Below are 17,154 nucleotides of genomic sequence, written 5' to 3' on the forward strand. Positions count from 1 at the left end.
GGTCGCATGGACAGGGTGAGGTAGGTGTACGGGCCGAGGGTCATGCCGCGACCCCCGTGCCGTCGGGCAGGCCGTGAAGGCTGCGCTCCACCGAGCGGGCGAAGCGGGATGCCTCGCGGGCGAGCTGGCGCGCGAACTCCAGGTCTTCCACCGTCGCGGGGCCACGGGTGGTGACCAGGACGGAGGTGGCGCCGAAGTCGAGCGCCAGAACGGGCTGGCGGCGGGCGTAGGGGTGGGTGAGGGTGCGGGCGGCGTGCCCGGTGGTCAACCGGATCACGCTCGTGCGCGGGGTGCGGCGGCGGGTCATTTAGGCGGCGTCCTTTCCGGCCGGAGCCTTGCTCGGGGCGGGCTGTGTGGTTTGGCGGGGTGCGTGCATCTCACGCACCTTGATCGAGTACGCGAGGCGGCCGGCGGCGTTGACGTACGGGGTGACGGTGATGCCGTCGAACTCGACCGGCGTGAACGGCAGCCCCGCCATCGGGGATGGCGGTACCGGCTGGACGGGTGCGAGGATCTTGACCGCCACCGTCTTCTGGGCGGGCTTGAGGGTCGGGTCACCGTCCATGACCGCGACCTGCCAGACCAGCTCTGCGGTCTGCTTGTCGCGGGCCTGCACGAACCGGCCGTTGGTCGAGGCGTCGAAGTCCTTGACGGGCTCGACCTCGCCGACGATGTAGCAGCCGTGCGGGAAGACCATGGCGAAGGTGACGGGGATGGGGCCTTGCAGAGCCATGATGGCTCTCCTCTCTTGACTGACTGACACTTGACCTATCAAGTGATGCTCTGAGAGTAGGCCGCTCAAACTTGCTACGTCAAGTGACTAGGTGAATGGTGACGGACCTCTTGCTGAACCGGTAGCGACAAACCCCGGCAAACACGGATGATCAGGTGCGTGTACGTGAGGTTCCAGAGCCCTACCCCGAACGCGCGAGGCGTCCACCCGGGCGTGTTCGGCCTCATCAACGGCCTCGCCGAACACGGACGCCTGTCACCGGAGGAGGAACGCTTCAAGGAGGAGAACCACGCCTGGTCCCACGCGAACCTGATCGATCCGAGCGACGTCGACCCGCACGTCTACGATCGTGTGTTGAACCCGAAGGCCACGGCCTGGTTCAAGTCGACCGCGACCCATCTGCTCGAACGGCTGCCCGGCTACCTGGCGATCCTCGCCGCCCACGGCGTTGCATGCGTGCGCGTCGAGCTGGCCGATCCCCGGCAAAGTGATCTACGAAGACCCCCATCAGGTCGTTGTGGTGCCCTACGCGACCGGGTAGGCGTCTTCCAGTTCGTGCCGGTCGGCGGGAAGCAGCACCTCGACCACAGCGAGCGGACGTCCCGAGGCGTCACGGACCGCGCCGAAGACGGCCATCAACGGCACGTTCTTGGGCAGGCCGAGCTGCTTGGCCTCCTGGGCGGTGGGCATGCGCGCGGTGATCTGCTCCACGATGTGGTCGAAGCGCACCCCCTTGCGCATCGTCAGATGCTCCCGGATGCCCTGCGGCAACGGCTCGCCACTGGTCAGATCGGTGCCCTCCGACAACTCCAGCGGCAGCCACAACGAAACCAGCTCACTCGGCTCGCCCTCACGCAGCACCACCCGCCGGCGCAGGAACGCCTTGCTCTTGGGTGCCGTCTTCAGCAGCGTCGCCACCCGGTTGGGCAGGGCCACGGCGCCGGCCTCGACCAGCTCGCCAGGGTTGTCGGTCTCCGGGCTGGTCAGGTACGCCTGTCCGGGACGGTTGGACTCCACCGACGCCATCGCCGGACGGCCGCGTACGAACCGGCCCTTGCCCTGCTGCGACTCGATCCAGCCCTGCTCACGCAGCACCCGCAGCGCCGCGACCACCGTGGGCCGGGACACGCTGAACTCCTGGATGAGCTGGTGCTCGCTGGGGAGCAGGGAGCCGGGCGGGTAGGTTCCCGACTCGATACGCCGTTGAAGGGCCTGCACAAGCTGCGCATACTTCGGCGGCACGGACTCTAGCGACATGATGACCGTCCAACACCCGACAGGTTGTTTTACCAAGTTTGAGCGTAGCCTGGCCTGGCGCACCGTGTCCACGTCACGGCACAAGCGCACACGAGATGGTGGCCCGGCAGACAGTCGGCGGAGGGACCGGGGGCGGACCCTTCATCCGGGCGTGGACTCGACCGTCCGCCGGGCGGTGAGGCGCGACGGGGAAGGGGGTAAGCCGCCCGATCCCCTCGATCGGGTGCCGTCACTGCCCCGCCGCGCCCGCCTGCTACTTGGCGACGTACTCCGCCAAGACGTTCGCAGCGCCCTTCACGTCATCGACCGGATGACGCTTCTCGGCGTTCTGCCACGAGTAGTGGGTCCCGCCGTAGCCGACGAACACCCACACCGGCAGCCCGTGCTCCAGACGGTGCACCATGAGCGCACTGTTGTTGTCGCGCAGTTCGGCCCGGACGCGCAGGCTCACGAGTTCGTCGCGCAGCCGGATGAGGGCGTTCGCCTCCTCCTGCTGGCCGAAGCCGTTCAAAGCCGCCTGCATGATCGAATTCATCTCCCGCTCCCTTCGCCCTGGCCGTCGCCGAGGCAGTCGAGACACTTCCGCTCCCCAATCCGTTCCGCCTCCTCCCTGTCAGTGCTGATCAGGAGAGCGCGGCGCGAGCTTGTGAGCTTGTAACCACGTCCCCGGCACGCAGGGCAGGGGCTTGCCTCGCAGTTCTCATCTGGCCGGGTCACCGTCGCCATCTCCTCGCGAGTCGTTTCCGGTACTTCCTGCGGCGGAAGTCCGCTTCACTTACGTTGTTGATTGATGGCAAGTCCACCGGCAAAGCAGAATGAGGGGACCCGCCGATAGGCCCCCCTCTTAACCCCTTTTCGATCTCCGCTCGGAAAGAAGGCCAGAAATGCCCGAAGCGACACCAAATGAGCGACTTCGGAACTGGCGCCAGAATGCCGGTCTGACCCGAGCCGAAATGGCCAAAATGGTCAACCTCAGCAAGAGCGGAATCAAGCACGCCCTGACCTGCGACGAGGAACGCCTACGCCGCTGGGAGGCAGGTGAGGTCACCTGGCCCCGCGAGCCCTACCGGCTGGCGCTGGCCGAGGTCACCCACCTCGACCCGGAAGACCTGGGCTTCACCCCTACCAGACGCGCACGTACGCTCACAAAGACCTCCACAACGGTGGATAGCCTTACAAAGGCACCGAGCGTGGTGGATCTCGTCGGACCAGGAGAGGACGAGAAGGACGTGCGACGCCGTGAATTCGTCGGCCTGACCGGAGCAGCACTCTTCAGCGCCGTACTCGCCCCACAGGGCACCACCCGAACCGCGGACCTCGATATTGAGAAGATCGCCGCCACACTCGTCGACTACTCCACCCCGCCGGACGGCCCCATCAACCTCGCCTCCATCGCCGACGCCGTCTCGGCCGCCAAACGCAACTACCAGGCCTGCCGGTACGCCCAGGTGACCGCCAAACTGCCCGCCCTCCTGCGCCAGCTCCGCGCCGCCTGCACATCCCTGCACGGCGACGACCGGCTACGAGCCCATGCCCTGGCCGCCGAGGCCTACCACGTGACCGCCTCCATCCTGCTCAAGCAGGAGGACAAGGGCCTCGCCTGGCTCGCCGCAGACCGCAGCGTCCAAGCCGCACACGCCAGCCAGAGCCCGCTCATGATCGGATCCAGCTCCCGCATCATCACCCACGCCCTCATGGACGGCGGCCACCACCTCGCCGCCACCGACGCCGCACGCGGCGCAGCCCAACGCATGGACGCCGACCTGTCCGCGCCTTCCTCGGACGACCTGTCCATCTACGGATCACTGCTGTTGCGCGGAGCCATCGCCGCCGCCAGCACCGGCAACCGCCACAACACCGCCGAACTCCTCGACGAAGCCGCCGAAGCAGGAACCAGACTCGGCCACGATGCCAACCACATGTGGACCGCGTTCGGCCCCAACAACGTCCTGTGCCACCGCGTCAACGTCGCCCTGCGCTTCGGGGACGCCGGCACCGCCATCGACTACGCCCGCCAAGTCGAACTAGACCAGCTCCCGATCAACGAACGCAAGGCCACCCTGCTCCTCGACACCTCCCGCGCCTTCCTCATGCGCAACCAGCACGACCGAGCCCTGCACATCTTGCGCGCCGCAGGCGAGATCGCCCCCGAAGAAGTCACCGGCCGCCCCACAGCCCTCCGGCTCGTACGTGACATCCTGGCAACCGCCCCGATCAGCGTCCGCCGCGAAGCCCGCGACTACGCGGCAACCCTGGGAGTCAACGCGTGACCCAACCCGGCAAGGTCCTCTACATCATCGTCTGCGCCGCAGGACCCGCCCCCGACGTCGGCCGCCTCGTCACCCTCGCCCAAGACGCCGGCTGGACCGTCCAGATCATCGCCACCCCGCCCGGACTCGACTTCATCGACATTGCCGAACTGGAGAAGCAGACCGGCCGCCCCGTCCGCAGCCAGTACCGCAAACCCCACGAACCCAGATCACCCCGAGCCGACGCCATCATCGTCGCGCCAGCCACCTACAACACCATCAACAAATTCGCCCAAGGCACCGCCGACACCTACGCACTCGGCCTGCTGTCCGAAGCCCCCGGACTCGGCATCCCCGTCGTCATCCTGCCCTTCGTCAACACCGCCCTGGCCTCACGCGCCCCGTTCCAACGCAGCGTCGACCAGCTCCGCGCCGAAGGCGTACACGTACTGCTCGGCCCCGGCCAGTTCCAACCACACCCACCAAGCTCCGGCGCCGAACGCATCGACACCTACCCCTGGGCACTGACACTGGAAAACTTGCCGAATTGATCTCTTATGGATCAAGCGGCGGCGCGGCGCGCCGCCGTACCCCCGGCCCTCCGCCCGCCCGCCGTCCGGGCGTGCGGCCTGGGGGCCGGTCCCAGACGGCGGCGGGACACCGGGCCGGGCACCGCACGCCAGCCACGCCGCGCCAGCCGAACACACCGACCGGGGTTGCCGCACCGCCGCACAGATACAGCCCTACGATCGCCACTGCATGGCCAGCCGCCGTAGGTTGCGAGGGGCGATCGACGCCTTAGGGCTCGTTCCTCGCCCCAAGGCACCGAGCGAGGTGGCTGGCCGATGAGTCTAGTCCCTCAGCCTCCGCCAGAACTGCTGCGCTTATATTGTTCGGTGCGCACACTCGACATTATTACGTTTCGCAAGTCTTCCATCATCTCCAGTACTTCTGCATGGAGGACAGCAAAAGATCCTGACGTGGGGAAATAGTCGCGACCGTGCGCTATGGAGTTTCGCCCATCGCACAGCGTTTTGTCGATCAGGGCATTTTTTGTCGCAAAATGCTCGTAAGGGAACCCGATTGCTTTCATGATTTCCACCAAAACCATGTAGCGTAGATTCGACTTGGTGTCGACGATGGTGTTTTTCGGTATGCGTGCGCGGCTCTTTTCTGGCTCCCGAATTGACTCAAAGAGGACAGCTAGCCCGGACTCGTCTCCCGTAGCTGCTCGCTTGCCTAGTGACATCATTACTGTTCGTAAGAAGCCATCGTTAAGTTCGGAATAAAGCAACCTGCGTTTGGCGACATAATCCACATAAGCTTGGCACGCGTCCTTAAAGAAGCCCTCCCAGTGCGCGTATAGCAATGCAACACCACTTCGCGCTAAGGCTCTCGCCAAAGGCGCGTTAGGGGAATCTCGTTCGGCGTCAGCAATTGCCGCGCCAAGAGCTTGCAGCTCTACGCGCCGCCATGCAAACGAGGAGTCTAAGAGATCCGCGATCTCATTGATGGTCCTGGGTGCCATGATGCTACTTAGCGAAGTATTCTCGGGCGTTCAAGACTAGCTTCGGCACACGTCTGCGAGGACTCACGCCCGAGCCAGAGTTTCCCTTGAACTCGGGAGCTGACCAGATGCTTCGGATTCGCTCGGCAAGTTCGGTACTCGGCCGAGATTCCCAGTAGTCTAGATTCGCTCCTAGCCCAGAGGTGACGAACTCGTATGAGGCAATAGAGAAAGGCCCGGAATGGCGCTTACCATTCCAGGGGCGGAATGTGTCATCAGCCAGGCTTTCTGCGAGCAGCTTGAAGGTGCGCCCAAAGACGTCAGATCGGATCTTGTTATCCGCAGTGCTATCGTAAACTTCGGCTGCATCACGCATCCAATCCGTGACGTATTCCCCGTACTCCATCGGCAGTTCTGAACTACTGCCCTTGTAGTCGTATTGGCAGAAGAACCTCAATACGAGTTCCTGGTGGTATGCCTCGTTCTCTTTCGCCTCTGAAACTAGGCAAACGTTCCGAAAATCGTTCAGTCTGGAGAGCTCGGTTATCTCGCCATACATAGTACGATTAACCATCACCAGGAGGCAATTGCGGGCTTCTTGCTGTGACAGATGAGTGCCTGCGTTGAGGCGCTGGAACATGTCATATTTAGCGTTACGGTCGGACTCTTTGCGGATGATGCGGAACTCAAGTTTGGCTCGCTTCACGTCTCGACGTAGAGCATCGGTAAACACCTTCCCTGATTGGCTTGCCACTTCCCAGCGGTAACCGTCGAGGTCGGGAAGATATTCCGTCCCCTTGAGTGTTAGAGGCTCCGCCAATTCCTCGTATTCATTGCGGTAGATTCCGATGAACTGAAAGATTGTAGATAGCCGCTGCACTCCATCAATTACATCCCAAATGCCGTCCTCGCGTTGCGAAACAAAGATCGGCGGAATTGGAATACTTAGAAGGATTGACTCGATCAGGCGCGACTTCTGTTCGTCTGTCCAGCGAAAGATTCGCTGGAATTCTGGATGAATCTCAATATCCTGATCTCGATACAGAGAAAGCACCTCGCCGATGGACATGGCGTAGCCGTCCGTGTGAATCTCTTTTGCCTTCGCGGCAATTTGCTCGGTGAGGCTCACTGCTCTATCCAATCGACGTTGTGTATCGAGCTTAGTCTAACCAGAGAGAAGGGCGGACGCAGTGTTCTTCCATCTCGGCCTTGGACCGTTGCGGGCGGGCGACAGCGCGGCGGCAACAAGCCCACGTCCTGCCTCCTGTCAGGGTTCACCTGGGATGGCTCACTCTCCGACATCCTCCTGGCCGCTTGCGTATCCCGGCTGGCACCGTTGAGTCAAGGGCACAGTACTGTCCGAGCCGAACTTGAGTGAGGAACCAACGCTCAACATTGCCCGACTCTGGGCGGAGGGTCGTGATCCTCTGGAGCCGGGAGAGTGCGCACGGTTACGGCTGCTTCCGTGGCTCCCGAGCACTGGACACGCTGAGGCTGAAAACGATGATCACGATGTACGAGGGGCGGCCGCCCGCTGGAACCGCGTGCATCATTAAGGTTATGCCGTCCGTGGGGGCAACTTCGTATTCCGTGCAATAGGGACCGGCCGCACCCGTTCGACCAGTGGATTTGATCGGAACGACCGTGATCCGAGTTGCTGTTGCGGTTTGGCTCGCGGCGGGTTGTTCCATTGGAGCTGGGTTTCATGAACCGGAACATACGTGGAATGATCTTTATGCTTCAAGGTGTCTACGGCTCATTTCCTGAGGTCCAGGCCGCAGGGGAGCTGCAATGGTTGTTCCACTTCTAATCCGATGGCCCTTCGTCTTCCTCGCTCGTTGAGTGTCCCGGACGTGCCCGTAGGGTCAAGGGCGCGTGCGTCGTCGCTTTGCGATCAGCTTCGCTGACCTTTGACACGGCGGGCCCGTCCTGGGTCCGGCAGCTACAAGGAGGACGGGCGCGGACCAGGAGCCGGGCCGCGCCGGCACCGGTCGCGGGCTTGGTTGCCGGGCCATTAGCGGGCCATTAAGGGCGATCAACAGGGGGTACTCACGGTTACGCACAGGCAGCTCCTCGCCCAGGTCGCGGCCGTGGTCCCTAATGATCAGACCGATTTGCAAGCAGGAAGTCAGGAGTTCGAATCTCCTAGGCTCCACCTCGGAAGACTCTCCCTCGCCGAGCACTGTGAGGCGAGGGAGAGTGACAAACTGCGTGACTACCGCGTCCGCGGTCACGCGTCTGTCGCCTGTGGTGACCGCCGTCCTGAAGCGATCGTCCTCCGCGAGCCGCTCACCGTCCCCATGGTCACGTGCTCGATGGCCTAGCCATGACTCGCGAAGTGCAGCAAGGCGAACAACCCCCTACCTGGGTAATGGGAAGGGCGGGCCCGGCTCCGACCTCGACTGCTTCGTCCCGAAGCCACATCACCGGAGCGTCGACCTGACTCAGCAGGAAGTGGTCGTCTCAGCTAGGCAGAAATCGGTGCCAGGCCCGCCGTTGGCGGTGTCGGTGCCCGGCCCGCCCAGGATCCGGTCGTTGCCGGCTTCGCCGTCGAGGGTGTCGTCGCCGGCGTCGCCGCTGATGTCGTCGGCGCCGTTGCCGCCGAAGACGGCGTCGTTGCCGGCACCGGCGGCCACCTGGTCGTTGCCCGCGAAGGGGAGGATGACGTCGTCGCCGCCCAGCGCGGCGATACGGTCGGCGAACGGTGACCCGCAGATGACATCGGCGCCCGGTGTGCCGATGATGGCCTGCCCCGAGGTGGCGGTGCGCCGGTCGATGGTGCAGCCCGGTCCGTCCTGGATCGTCCCGTCGACACTGGTGGTGTTGAAGAAGCCGCTGCCGGTCTCTGCGGGGTTGTTGGTGAGGACCAGGCTCGTTGCCCCGTTTAGCGCGCGGGTTGCGCCCTGCGTCGACGCCACGTTGTCGTGAAGCAAGATCCGGTCGGAGAAGAGGTACGTGTCGTCGTGCGGTCCCGAGATCTGCGAGCGGACCGACCGCGCCGGGACGGGAGCACCGCGGAAGTCGTAGCTTGCGCTCTGCGTCGCGCTCATCCCTGCTTGGTCCATGAGCGCGTAGCCCTGGTAGGAGAACTCGGCGGTGGAAATCGAGGTCCCCGGCGGCGTATGCACGTTCAGCGATAGCGTGCATTCCTTATCCGAGGCATCAACACCAGGTTCGATGAGCGTCTCGTATGAGCTGAATGTAACGGTGAACGCCTTCCCGTCGGCGCTGATCGCCGCCTCCCATGTCCCGGGCGGGCACCCGTTTCCGTTCGCACTGACGCTCGAGATGTATGCCTCGGCCGGGTTGGGGGCAGAGGGTGCCGCGACGGCGGGCGTCATGACTGCTGTGGTGAGGACGGCGGCGGCAAGTGTACCTGCGGCCAGCTTGGGGAGTGTGTTGCGCATAATGAATGGCATAGGTATTCCTTTCCGTGGTGAGCGTTCCCAGCGAGAACGTCAGGTAATTCGCTGAAGCTCGTTGACCTTTGTCAGATCGAGCTCGTGAATGATGTCGCGGTAGCGCGGATGCCGGAGCTTTTCTTTTCGTGTCCGCCCGCACCGCTGCGACAGTGCGATAAGGTGGATACCCCAGCGTCAAGCATGAAAGACGCACGCACGTTTATAAGCGGGGCAAATAATCCAGCAAGGAGTGTAAAGAGGGGATGTCCTTGATGTCCCAATATCCGCCAACAAAATGGATACTATCCTGACGCATAGCTCTCGAAAATTCCGATTCGCGCAGATATGCTATGTTTCCGGGAATCTGACACCGAAGAGGTCAACGTGTCCTGTTTGTAGCCAGCGCATGTAGCGGCCATCCTGGACCATGCCGTACTTCGGTGGACCGATGTAGCGCATCACCCCTGCTCAACGACTTTCCGCAGGAGTTCGAATCTCCTGGGGTCCACCGTACGTCGAAGGCCACATCCCATGATGGGGAAGTGGCCTTCGCGATTACGCGGGAGCAGCGTGATTCGGCAGCGGCACCGGATTTAGTTGCTCACCGAGCAGTTTGAGAGATCGGGAGCCGGTCGGATTCAAAATCGGGATGAAGCAGGTTTCTGGTTCGCCTGAGAGCGGTAGAGCCACCCATCTCGCTGAAGGAGGTGGGTGGCTCGTTCACGTCAGGCCGGGATCTGCTTCTCGTGCCAGGTGTAGTAAAGGAAGGTGCTGTCGGGCCCGGTCATCGTGCCGTAGACCTGCCACAAGCTGTTGGCGTCGAGCGTGTAGCGGAAGATCTTGTCTCCGGGCTGGTCGTCCACGAACACTGTCTGTGACCCGTAGGACGTGATCCGTACCTCGATCGTGAATGTCGAGGTGTCCGGGATGTCGAGCCAGACCTCGCATGTGGATGGTGTGCCGAAACGGTAGCTGAAACCGTCCACCCCGGGCCTCTGGACATTGGTGGGGACGTAGCTTTCCAGGGTCCGGGTCCGCGGCTGAGCCACAACCCCCAGGGCCTGTAAGGAGTTGAGATCAGAGGGATTGCCTGCGGTATAGCCGGCGCAGCGTCGACTCCACCACCGCCCGCGCCCCGTGCTGCCTCGGTTCTACCGGCCGGATCGCCTATTGTCAGGGAGCTACGGCGACGAGCCGATGTGGTCGCTCTTCGTCGCGTTCCGCACATCTGTCAGACCGGAACTCGGCCGTGGTATCCGCTGGCCGACAGGGTGCCGTCGAGCACGTCGCGGAGTTGTGACCGGGCGGTGATGCCCAGTTTGGGGAACACCCGGTAGAGGTGGGAGCCGACGGTACGCGGTGAGAGGTAGAGCCTGTCTCCGATCTCACGGTTCGTCAGGCCGCGGGCCGCGAGCTGGACGATCTGCTGTTGTTGAGGGCTGAGCTCGGTGAGGGCACCGGGCACCACGCTGCTGGCGGCGTCGATGCCGGCGGCTCGCAGCTCTGCCTTCGCCCGCTCGATCCATGGCCGCGCGCCAAGCCGCTGGAAGGTTTCGAGTGCCGTGGTCAGCAGCGGGCGGGCCTCGGCGATGCGCCGTTGCCTCCTGAGCCATTCGCCATAGTCCAGCCGTGTCTGCGCTCGCTCGAACGGCCACTGCTCGCCCGTGTCGTCCACCAGCGCCGCCCGGAAGTACGGCTCCGCGTCGTCCGGTTCGGCGAGCAGGGCCCGGCCTCGGTTGAGCAGTGCGGTGATCCGTGCCGACATGCCGGGGCCGAGGTGCCGCGCCGATCGCTCCAGCAGTTCGGCGGCGTCCTCCCGTCGCCCTCGGCGGACGGCCGACGCGGCGAGTTCGGCCAGGACGGTGTAGGAGACGTGGTAGTGAACCGGATCGCCGTCGTCGGTGAAGGCGGAGCGGAACTGTGCGTACGCGGTGTCGTAGTCGCCCTCGGCCACTGCCGCCAGGCCCAGGGCCCGGCGGGCGGAGACCGCGATGGAGCGGCTCTCCAGCGGATCGACGAGGGCCAGCGCCCGCTCGGCACCGCGTCGCGCGTCGGCCGCCTCGCCGAGCAGCGCGAGCACCGTCGCGTCGAGTGCACGTACGCACGCCTCGGCGTGGTCCAGCCCGGCCGTTGTCGCCACCGCCGAAATCTCGGCGGCCACCGTGCGGGTCTCGGACCACCGGCCCTGCTCCAGATAGGCCCAGCCGACGGCGCTTCCCAGGCCGTCCGGCAGCGAGCCACGGGCCCGCCACCGGTCGTACGCCTCGTCGAAGGTCCTGACGGCCAGGGCGGTCTGGTCCAGGATCCAGGCCACGACGGCGAGCACGGTCAGGCTGCCGGCGTCGTCCTTGGCCTCCGCGATGAGTCCGGGCAGCGCCGGGGCGAGGCGGGCTCTCGCGCCGTGGGGGTCGGAGACGGCCCGCACCCAGGCGTGCAGGGTGTCCCTGCCGGTGGAGTGCGGTATGGCGGAGAGGAGGTTCTCGATCTGCTGTCGCTGGGACTCCTCGCCCGAGTAGTAGCGGACCACCGCGGCTGCGGCGAGCGCGTCCAGAGCGCGGGGCGAGCGGGTGGCCGCCGCCTCGTCCGCGATGCGGGTCAGCAGGGCGAAGGCCGCCGCGTGGTTCCGGCGCAGGGTCATGAGCTGCCCGGTGGCCAGCCAGGCCCTGCTGATCAGCGCCGGGTCGTCACTGTGCTCGCGGACCTCGGCGGCCAGGCGTTCCACCCAGCCGAGCTGGCCGGTGAAGACGGCCATGACGGCGGCCTCGGTCAGCAACTGCGCCTGGTCCGCGCGGCGCGGACTCAGCTCCGCGGCGCGCTCCAGGGCGGCGGCAGCGGCCGCATAGCCGCCCCGGCGCCGCGCCCGGTCGGCCGTCTGCCGCAGGGCGGCCGTCACGTCCTCGTCTGGACGCGTGGTCGCGGCGGCGAGGTGCCAGGCGCGGCGGTCGGGCTCCTCGCTCAGCTTCGCGAGAGCGAGATGTGCCTGCCTGCGTTCCTCGAAGGAGGCCGCATGGTAGACGGCCGAGCGGATGAGCGGGTGGCGGAAGGAGATCCGGGGGCCGTCCTGGCGTACGAGGCCGGCCCGCTCCGCGGGTGCCCACGCCTTGTCGTCGACCTCGGGGAGACCACGAGAGGCTGTCGGCGCGTCTGCCGCATCAGCGGCCGCGAGCAGCAGCAGAGGGCGGCGGGTTGCCTCCGGCAGGAATTTCGTCTGCCCCGCGAAGATCCGCTCCAGCCGGTCGGTGACGGGCAGCGGGCCCTCCACGCTGCTGCCACCGGAGTGCCGGGTCGCGCCGGCGCGGGCGAGCTCGATCAGGGCCAGTGGATTGCCGGCCGCCTCCTGAAGGATGCGTACCCGGTTTCGGCCGGTGGGTGGCGTCGGCTGCTGGTCGAGCAACCGGTTGGCCGCCTCACCGCTCAGCGGAGCGATCTCCAGGCGCTCGTAGCCCTTGTCAAGCCCGGGCAGCGAGGCCGCGGCGCGCACGCCCACCAGCAGCGTGACAGGTTCACTGTCCATGCGCCGGGCCACGAAGGACAGGACGTCCAGCGATGCGCGGTCGAGCCACTGGGCGTCATCGACCACTATGAGCAGCGGCGCCGATGCCGCCAGGGCCGACACCAGGGTGAGAACGGCCGAACCGACGAGCACGCCATCGGGGGCCTCGGCGCGTTCGTCCAGCCCCAGGACGGTCCGGAGCGCGGAGCGCTGCCGCGGCGGCAGGCTGTCCAGCTCGCCGCGCACCGGGCGGAGCAGCTGGTGAAGGCCCGCGAGTCCGAGGCGTGCCTCGGATTCGCTGCCGACCGCTCGAAGCACCCGTTCGCCCTCGCGCCGCGCGTGGTCGGCCACGAGGTCAGGCAGCGCGCTCTTGCCGGCACCGGGGTCGCCCGTGAGGATCAGCACCTCGCTGCCGGACCGGCCGGCGGCGACCCGCCGCATGATCTCCGCGGTCTCGATCTCCCGGCCCACTATCGACTGGTCAAGATCGCGTGTCGAACCCCGGTCCCCTCGGGCCCGTCCACTGTTTTCCACCAATGCTCCAGGAATCGCGTTTGCTCGGAGTAATAGCGTGAGAGCTCCGATGGGGCGGGGCGCCGGTCTCAAGTCTGTACGTTCAACCAGCCTGCAACGTACGCGCCGCCCGGGACATTCCGGCGGTCCTCCGTTCGGCACCGCGCCGTCTCGCCCGCACCTACCCGGCCGATGCCGTGCCGCCTGCGGATGAGCGCGAGGACCGTGGTGTTCAGATGCAGTCACATGACTCATACCGCAGCAGGTTTCGGCCGGCGCACCATGGGCGAGCAGGGTCGTCCACGGAACGGAGGCGTACCGGGCGGCCCTGTTCCCGCCGGCGAGGACCACACGGCCCGATGCCCCGCACCCGACCGCGGCGGCGTACCGATGCTGAAGACGCCGCGGCCGCAGCCAGGCGGGCTGCCCCGCAGGGAATCGGCACCCCCGTATCCGTCATGAGCGGCCGCTCATGACGGATCTCGGCCGCGACCCCGAGACGGAACCGATCGAACTGGAGACAATCATGGACACCATCACCCTGGGCGACGTCACGCTGACCCGTGTCCGGGAGTACTTCGGTCCTGTCGACATGACGCCCGAAACGTTCTTCCCGGAGAGCCCGGCGGGGGCGTGGCAGTCCCACCGTTCCTGGCTGGTGCCGGACTTCCTGAACCCGGAAACCCGGATCGTCAACTCGGCGATCCAGACCTGGGTACTGCGCAGCGAGGGCAGGACCATCCTGGTCGACACCGGCGTCGGCAACCATAAGGACCGCCCGTACGCGCCCGTGTGGAACCGGCTGAACACCGACTTCCTGGACAACCTCGCCCGCGCCGGAGTCCGCCCCGAGGACGTCGACATCGTGATCAACACGCACCTGCACATCGACCACGTCGGTTGGAACACCCATCTCGAGGACCGGACCTGGGTGCCGACGTTCCCCAACGCCACCTACCTCATGCCCAAGGCGGACTTCGACTTCTGGAATCCCGCCAACGAGCAGAAGCCCCGGCTGGGCCGCGGCAACCAGAACGTCTTCGAGGACAGCGTCGCCCCCGTGCACGAGGCCGGCCAGACCCGGCTCTGGGAGGACAGCCACCGTGTCGACGGCAACCTGCGCCTCGACCTCGCCCCGGGGCACACGCCGGGCTCGTCGGTGCTGACGCTGGAATCCGGATCGGATCGGGCCCTCTTCGTCGGCGACCTGCTGCACAACCCGCTCCAGATCCACGAGCCCGATTCCAACAGCTGCTTCTGCGAGGACCCCGCCGGAGCCCGCGCCACCCGCCGCAAGCTCCTGGGCCGGGCGGTCGACACCAACGCCCTGGTCATTCCCGCGCACCTGGGCGGCCACGGCGCCGCTGAAGTCGCCCGCGAGGGAGACAAGTTCGCCATCAAGGGCTGGGCGCCCTTCGCCCCGTACACCGAGCAGGTCTGAGCCCGTGAGGAAAGGCACCACCATGAACCACCACGCCGACCTCGTCGTCACCACCGCGCAGGGAGCCGTCCGTGGCCTGCGCCGAGGCGCCGCCCGCACCTTCATGAACATCCCCTACGCCGCCCCGCCCCGCGGCGCCGGCCGCTTCGCGCCGCCGCAGCCGCACGAGCCGTGGAACGGCGTGCGGGACGCTACGGCGCCGGGGCCCAACGCGCCGCAGTCCGAACGCAAGCTCGGCAGCGTGGACATGTCCCCCTACTTCGGTGCCGGTTGGAGCCGCGGGGAGGACTACCTCACGGCCAACGTCTTCGCGCCCGCCGCCGGCGGTGACGCGCTGCCGGTCATGGTGTTCGTCCACGGCGGCGGGTTCGTCGCCGGCTCGACGCGGTCCACGATGTACGACGGCTCCGCGTTCGCCCGCGACGGCGTCGTCCTCGTCACCCTCAACTACCGGCTCGGCATCGCCGGGTTCCTCGACATCCCCGGGGCGCCCGCCAACCGCGGCCTGCTCGACGTGGTCGCCGCGCTGCGCTGGGTGGGGGAGAACATCGCCGCCTTCGGCGGTGACCCCGGCAACGTCACCCTGTTCGGCCAGTCGGCCGGGGCGACCATCGTCGGCGGCGTCCTCGCCACCCCCGAGGCCGCCGGCCTGTTCCGCCGGGCGATCGTGCAGAGCGGCAACGGACTGGGCGCGTTCACCACCGAGCAGGCCGCCCGCGTCACCAAGGCGGCCGCCGCGGCCCTGGGCGTCGAGCCCCATGTCGCCGCCTTCGCCGGCGTCTCCGACGAACGCCTGGTCGAGGCCGCCTCCCGGCTCGCGGGCATCGACCTGCGGACCGAGACCCACGCAGACCCGCTGATCGGACTCAGCCCTTTCAGCCTCGTCCTCGACACGCAGCCCGCCGAATCCGTCGCCGCCGGCCTGGGCGCCGGCGTCGACCTGCTCGTCGGCACCAACACCGAAGAGGGGAACCTCTATCTGGTCCCGGTGGGCAAGTACGCCACCTCGACCGCCGCCGACGTCCAGGAGGCGGCGGCGCGCTCGCACCCGGATCCGGCGCACCTCATCGAGACCTACCGCAGGTCGCGCCCCGAGGCGTCCTTCGCGGAACTGCGCTCCGCCATCATGGCCGATGCCCTGTTCGGCGCGGGCAGCCGCGCGCTGGTCGGCGCACACGCCGCCCATCCCGGCTCCGGCACCTACGCCTACGAGTTCGCCTGGCGCTCCCAGGCCCTGGACGGAGAGCTCGGCGCCACCCACGCGGTCGAGTTGCCCTTCGTCTTCGACCTCGCGGACCGGCCCGAGCTGAACGGCCCCAACGCCCTGCTCGGCCCCGGCCAGACCCCCGCGGACCTCGCCACCCGCGTACACGAGACCTGGATCCGGTTCGCCAGGACCGGCAATCCCGGCTGGGACCCGTACGACACCGAGCGCAGGGCGACCATGCGCATCGACACGGAGTGGACCCAGGTCGACGACCCCCGCGTCCGGGAACGCCAGGCCTGGAGCTGAACCCTCAGTGGAGCGGTCGCCGTCAGCGCGTTCATCTCAACGTCGCGCACTGCGTCGGCTCGGTGCGCGCTCGGCTCTGGATCAGCGCGTTGCGTGCGCCTCGGCCTTGTTTTCGTCGAAGGCTTCCCTGCGGATGGGTACAGTGCGTCACCTTCTGTGGTGCGATCGCCGCAAGAGGGCCACGCCTACGGGCAGCCAGAGCACGGCCGCGGCGACCGGGCCGAGCGCGATGGACAGCCCTTGCACCGTGGCCCAGTCGAGCAGCAGGGCCGCGGCTGAGTTGTGCGGCAGGTCGTCGATGAGCGTCTGGGCGAGGAACATCAGGGGAAACCCCACCGCGAAACCCAGCAGCATCAGGCTCACCACACCTGGCTGCCAGTACGGGCGCCGCAGCAGGAAACTCGCGAGGTACGAGGGCGCGAGCAAGATGCCAGGCCCGGCCACCAGCAGGACGGCGAGCACAACCAGGTCGAGGTCGTCGTACACGAACCGGCAGACCGCGCTGCAAGTGGCGCACAAGACCGGCACCACGAGACCGAGCAGCCGAGCGGCCACCCCGTCACGTGCGAGCGCGCGCCAGTAGACGAACTCCCACATGAACGGGTTCCCGCCCGGCCACGCACCCCCGACGGGCCGCGTCAGCACCGCGTGCGCGGACAGTGGGTACAGCCGCCGCGACCTGGCCTGCCAGTCGTCCCCGCGCCGCCGACCCATTGCTCACATCCTGCCTACTCATGAGGAACCTGTGCCGGCAAAGTCGCGAAATGCTTCCAACGGCTCACCGAGGTTCAGAGGCCCACACGCTCCGAAGTGGAGCCCATCGCTGCAGGCGTGTACCCAGTCGTCATAGCAGCGCTGAGCTTGGCTGAGTCCGCGATGATCCGAATGGCTATTGCCATGGTGCGAGGTGATAGGCAGGGGAGCAATCGTCAAGACCTGTGGATCAAGATTTTTTAGGCGGCTCTCGACTGGTCCTCGGTGACGGGTGATTCCTCGGGCCGCTCGACCAGCTTGCCGTTGATGAACGTCGCCCCGGCACGGACCAGG

The 17,154-nt window shown here is 66.5% G+C and carries 14 protein-coding genes; 4 read left to right on the forward strand and 10 right to left on the reverse strand.

Features of this window, described 5'->3' with window-relative positions; genetic code table 11:
- Nucleotides 1–40: 40 nt before the first annotated feature.
- The 4 genes from ACTWPV_RS49125 to ACTWPV_RS49140 all read right to left on the reverse strand — a co-directional run bounded on the left by ACTWPV_RS49125 (nucleotide 41) and on the right by ACTWPV_RS49140 (nucleotide 2,525).
- Complete coding sequence (locus ACTWPV_RS49125) at nucleotides 41–307, reverse strand: hypothetical protein (protein WP_443157131.1); 267 nt, start codon at nucleotides 305–307, stop codon at nucleotides 41–43.
- Nucleotides 308–733 (reverse strand): plasmid replication, integration and excision activator, encoded by a 426-nt coding sequence (locus ACTWPV_RS49130; protein ID WP_443157132.1) that lies wholly within the window; start codon nucleotides 731–733, stop codon nucleotides 308–310.
- Between the two features lie 525 nt (nucleotides 734–1,258).
- Complete coding sequence (locus ACTWPV_RS49135; RefSeq protein ID WP_443157133.1) at nucleotides 1,259–1,951, reverse strand: GntR family transcriptional regulator; 693 nt, start codon at nucleotides 1,949–1,951, stop codon at nucleotides 1,259–1,261.
- Between the two features lie 292 nt (nucleotides 1,952–2,243).
- Nucleotides 2,244–2,525, reverse strand: coding sequence for a hypothetical protein (locus ACTWPV_RS49140; RefSeq protein WP_443157134.1), 282 nt, complete (start codon nucleotides 2,523–2,525; stop codon nucleotides 2,244–2,246).
- A 349-nt stretch (nucleotides 2,526–2,874) separates the two neighbouring features.
- Between ACTWPV_RS49140 and ACTWPV_RS49145 the strand changes: the two genes are divergently transcribed.
- A complete protein-coding gene (locus ACTWPV_RS49145) occupies nucleotides 2,875–4,260 on the forward strand; it encodes a helix-turn-helix domain-containing protein (protein WP_443157135.1) in 1,386 nt (461 codons plus the stop codon).
- The gene (locus ACTWPV_RS49150) at nucleotides 4,257–4,790 is read left to right on the forward strand and encodes a flavoprotein (protein WP_443157136.1); all 534 of its coding nucleotides are present in this window, start codon (nucleotides 4,257–4,259) and stop codon (nucleotides 4,788–4,790) included. Before ACTWPV_RS49145 ends, ACTWPV_RS49150 begins: the two co-directional genes overlap by 4 nt.
- Before the next feature lie 308 nt (nucleotides 4,791–5,098).
- Here ACTWPV_RS49150 and ACTWPV_RS49155 read toward each other — a convergent pair whose 3' ends face one another.
- The 5 genes from ACTWPV_RS49155 to ACTWPV_RS49175 form a co-directional block, all read right to left on the reverse strand.
- Nucleotides 5,099–5,767, reverse strand: coding sequence for an MAE_28990/MAE_18760 family HEPN-like nuclease (locus ACTWPV_RS49155; RefSeq protein ID WP_443157137.1), 669 nt, complete (start codon nucleotides 5,765–5,767; stop codon nucleotides 5,099–5,101).
- A gap of 4 nt (nucleotides 5,768–5,771) precedes the next feature.
- Entirely contained in the window at nucleotides 5,772–6,875 is a 1,104-nt protein-coding gene (locus ACTWPV_RS49160; RefSeq protein ID WP_443157138.1) for a DUF262 domain-containing protein, read from the reverse strand.
- Nucleotides 6,876–8,190: 1,315 nt separating this feature from the next.
- Entirely contained in the window at nucleotides 8,191–9,153 is a 963-nt protein-coding gene (locus ACTWPV_RS49165; protein ID WP_443157139.1) for a DUF4360 domain-containing protein, read from the reverse strand.
- Nucleotides 9,154–9,872: 719 nt separating this feature from the next.
- Complete coding sequence (locus ACTWPV_RS49170; protein WP_443157140.1) at nucleotides 9,873–10,133, reverse strand: hypothetical protein; 261 nt, start codon at nucleotides 10,131–10,133, stop codon at nucleotides 9,873–9,875.
- Nucleotides 10,134–10,378: 245 nt separating this feature from the next.
- A complete protein-coding gene (locus ACTWPV_RS49175; protein WP_443157141.1) occupies nucleotides 10,379–13,111 on the reverse strand; it encodes an AAA family ATPase in 2,733 nt (910 codons plus the stop codon).
- 568 nt (nucleotides 13,112–13,679) lie between these two features.
- On the opposite strand from ACTWPV_RS49175, the gene ACTWPV_RS49180 reads away from it, so the two are divergent.
- Both ACTWPV_RS49180 and ACTWPV_RS49185 read left to right on the forward strand, forming a co-directional pair.
- Entirely contained in the window at nucleotides 13,680–14,594 is a 915-nt protein-coding gene (locus ACTWPV_RS49180) for an MBL fold metallo-hydrolase (RefSeq protein WP_443157142.1), read from the forward strand.
- A gap of 4 nt (nucleotides 14,595–14,598) precedes the next feature.
- Nucleotides 14,599–16,107: a carboxylesterase/lipase family protein gene (locus ACTWPV_RS49185; RefSeq protein ID WP_443157143.1), complete on the forward strand. Its 1,509-nt coding sequence runs from the start codon at nucleotides 14,599–14,601 to the stop codon at nucleotides 16,105–16,107.
- A 147-nt stretch (nucleotides 16,108–16,254) separates the two neighbouring features.
- Here ACTWPV_RS49185 and ACTWPV_RS49190 read toward each other — a convergent pair whose 3' ends face one another.
- Complete coding sequence (locus ACTWPV_RS49190; protein WP_443157144.1) at nucleotides 16,255–16,821, reverse strand: hypothetical protein; 567 nt, start codon at nucleotides 16,819–16,821, stop codon at nucleotides 16,255–16,257.
- Between the last annotated feature and the right edge of the window lie 333 nt (nucleotides 16,822–17,154).

Origin of the sequence: Nonomuraea sp. KM88 (assembly GCF_052245635.1) — a bacterium.
Lineage (GTDB): Bacteria > Actinomycetota > Actinomycetes > Streptosporangiales > Streptosporangiaceae > Nonomuraea.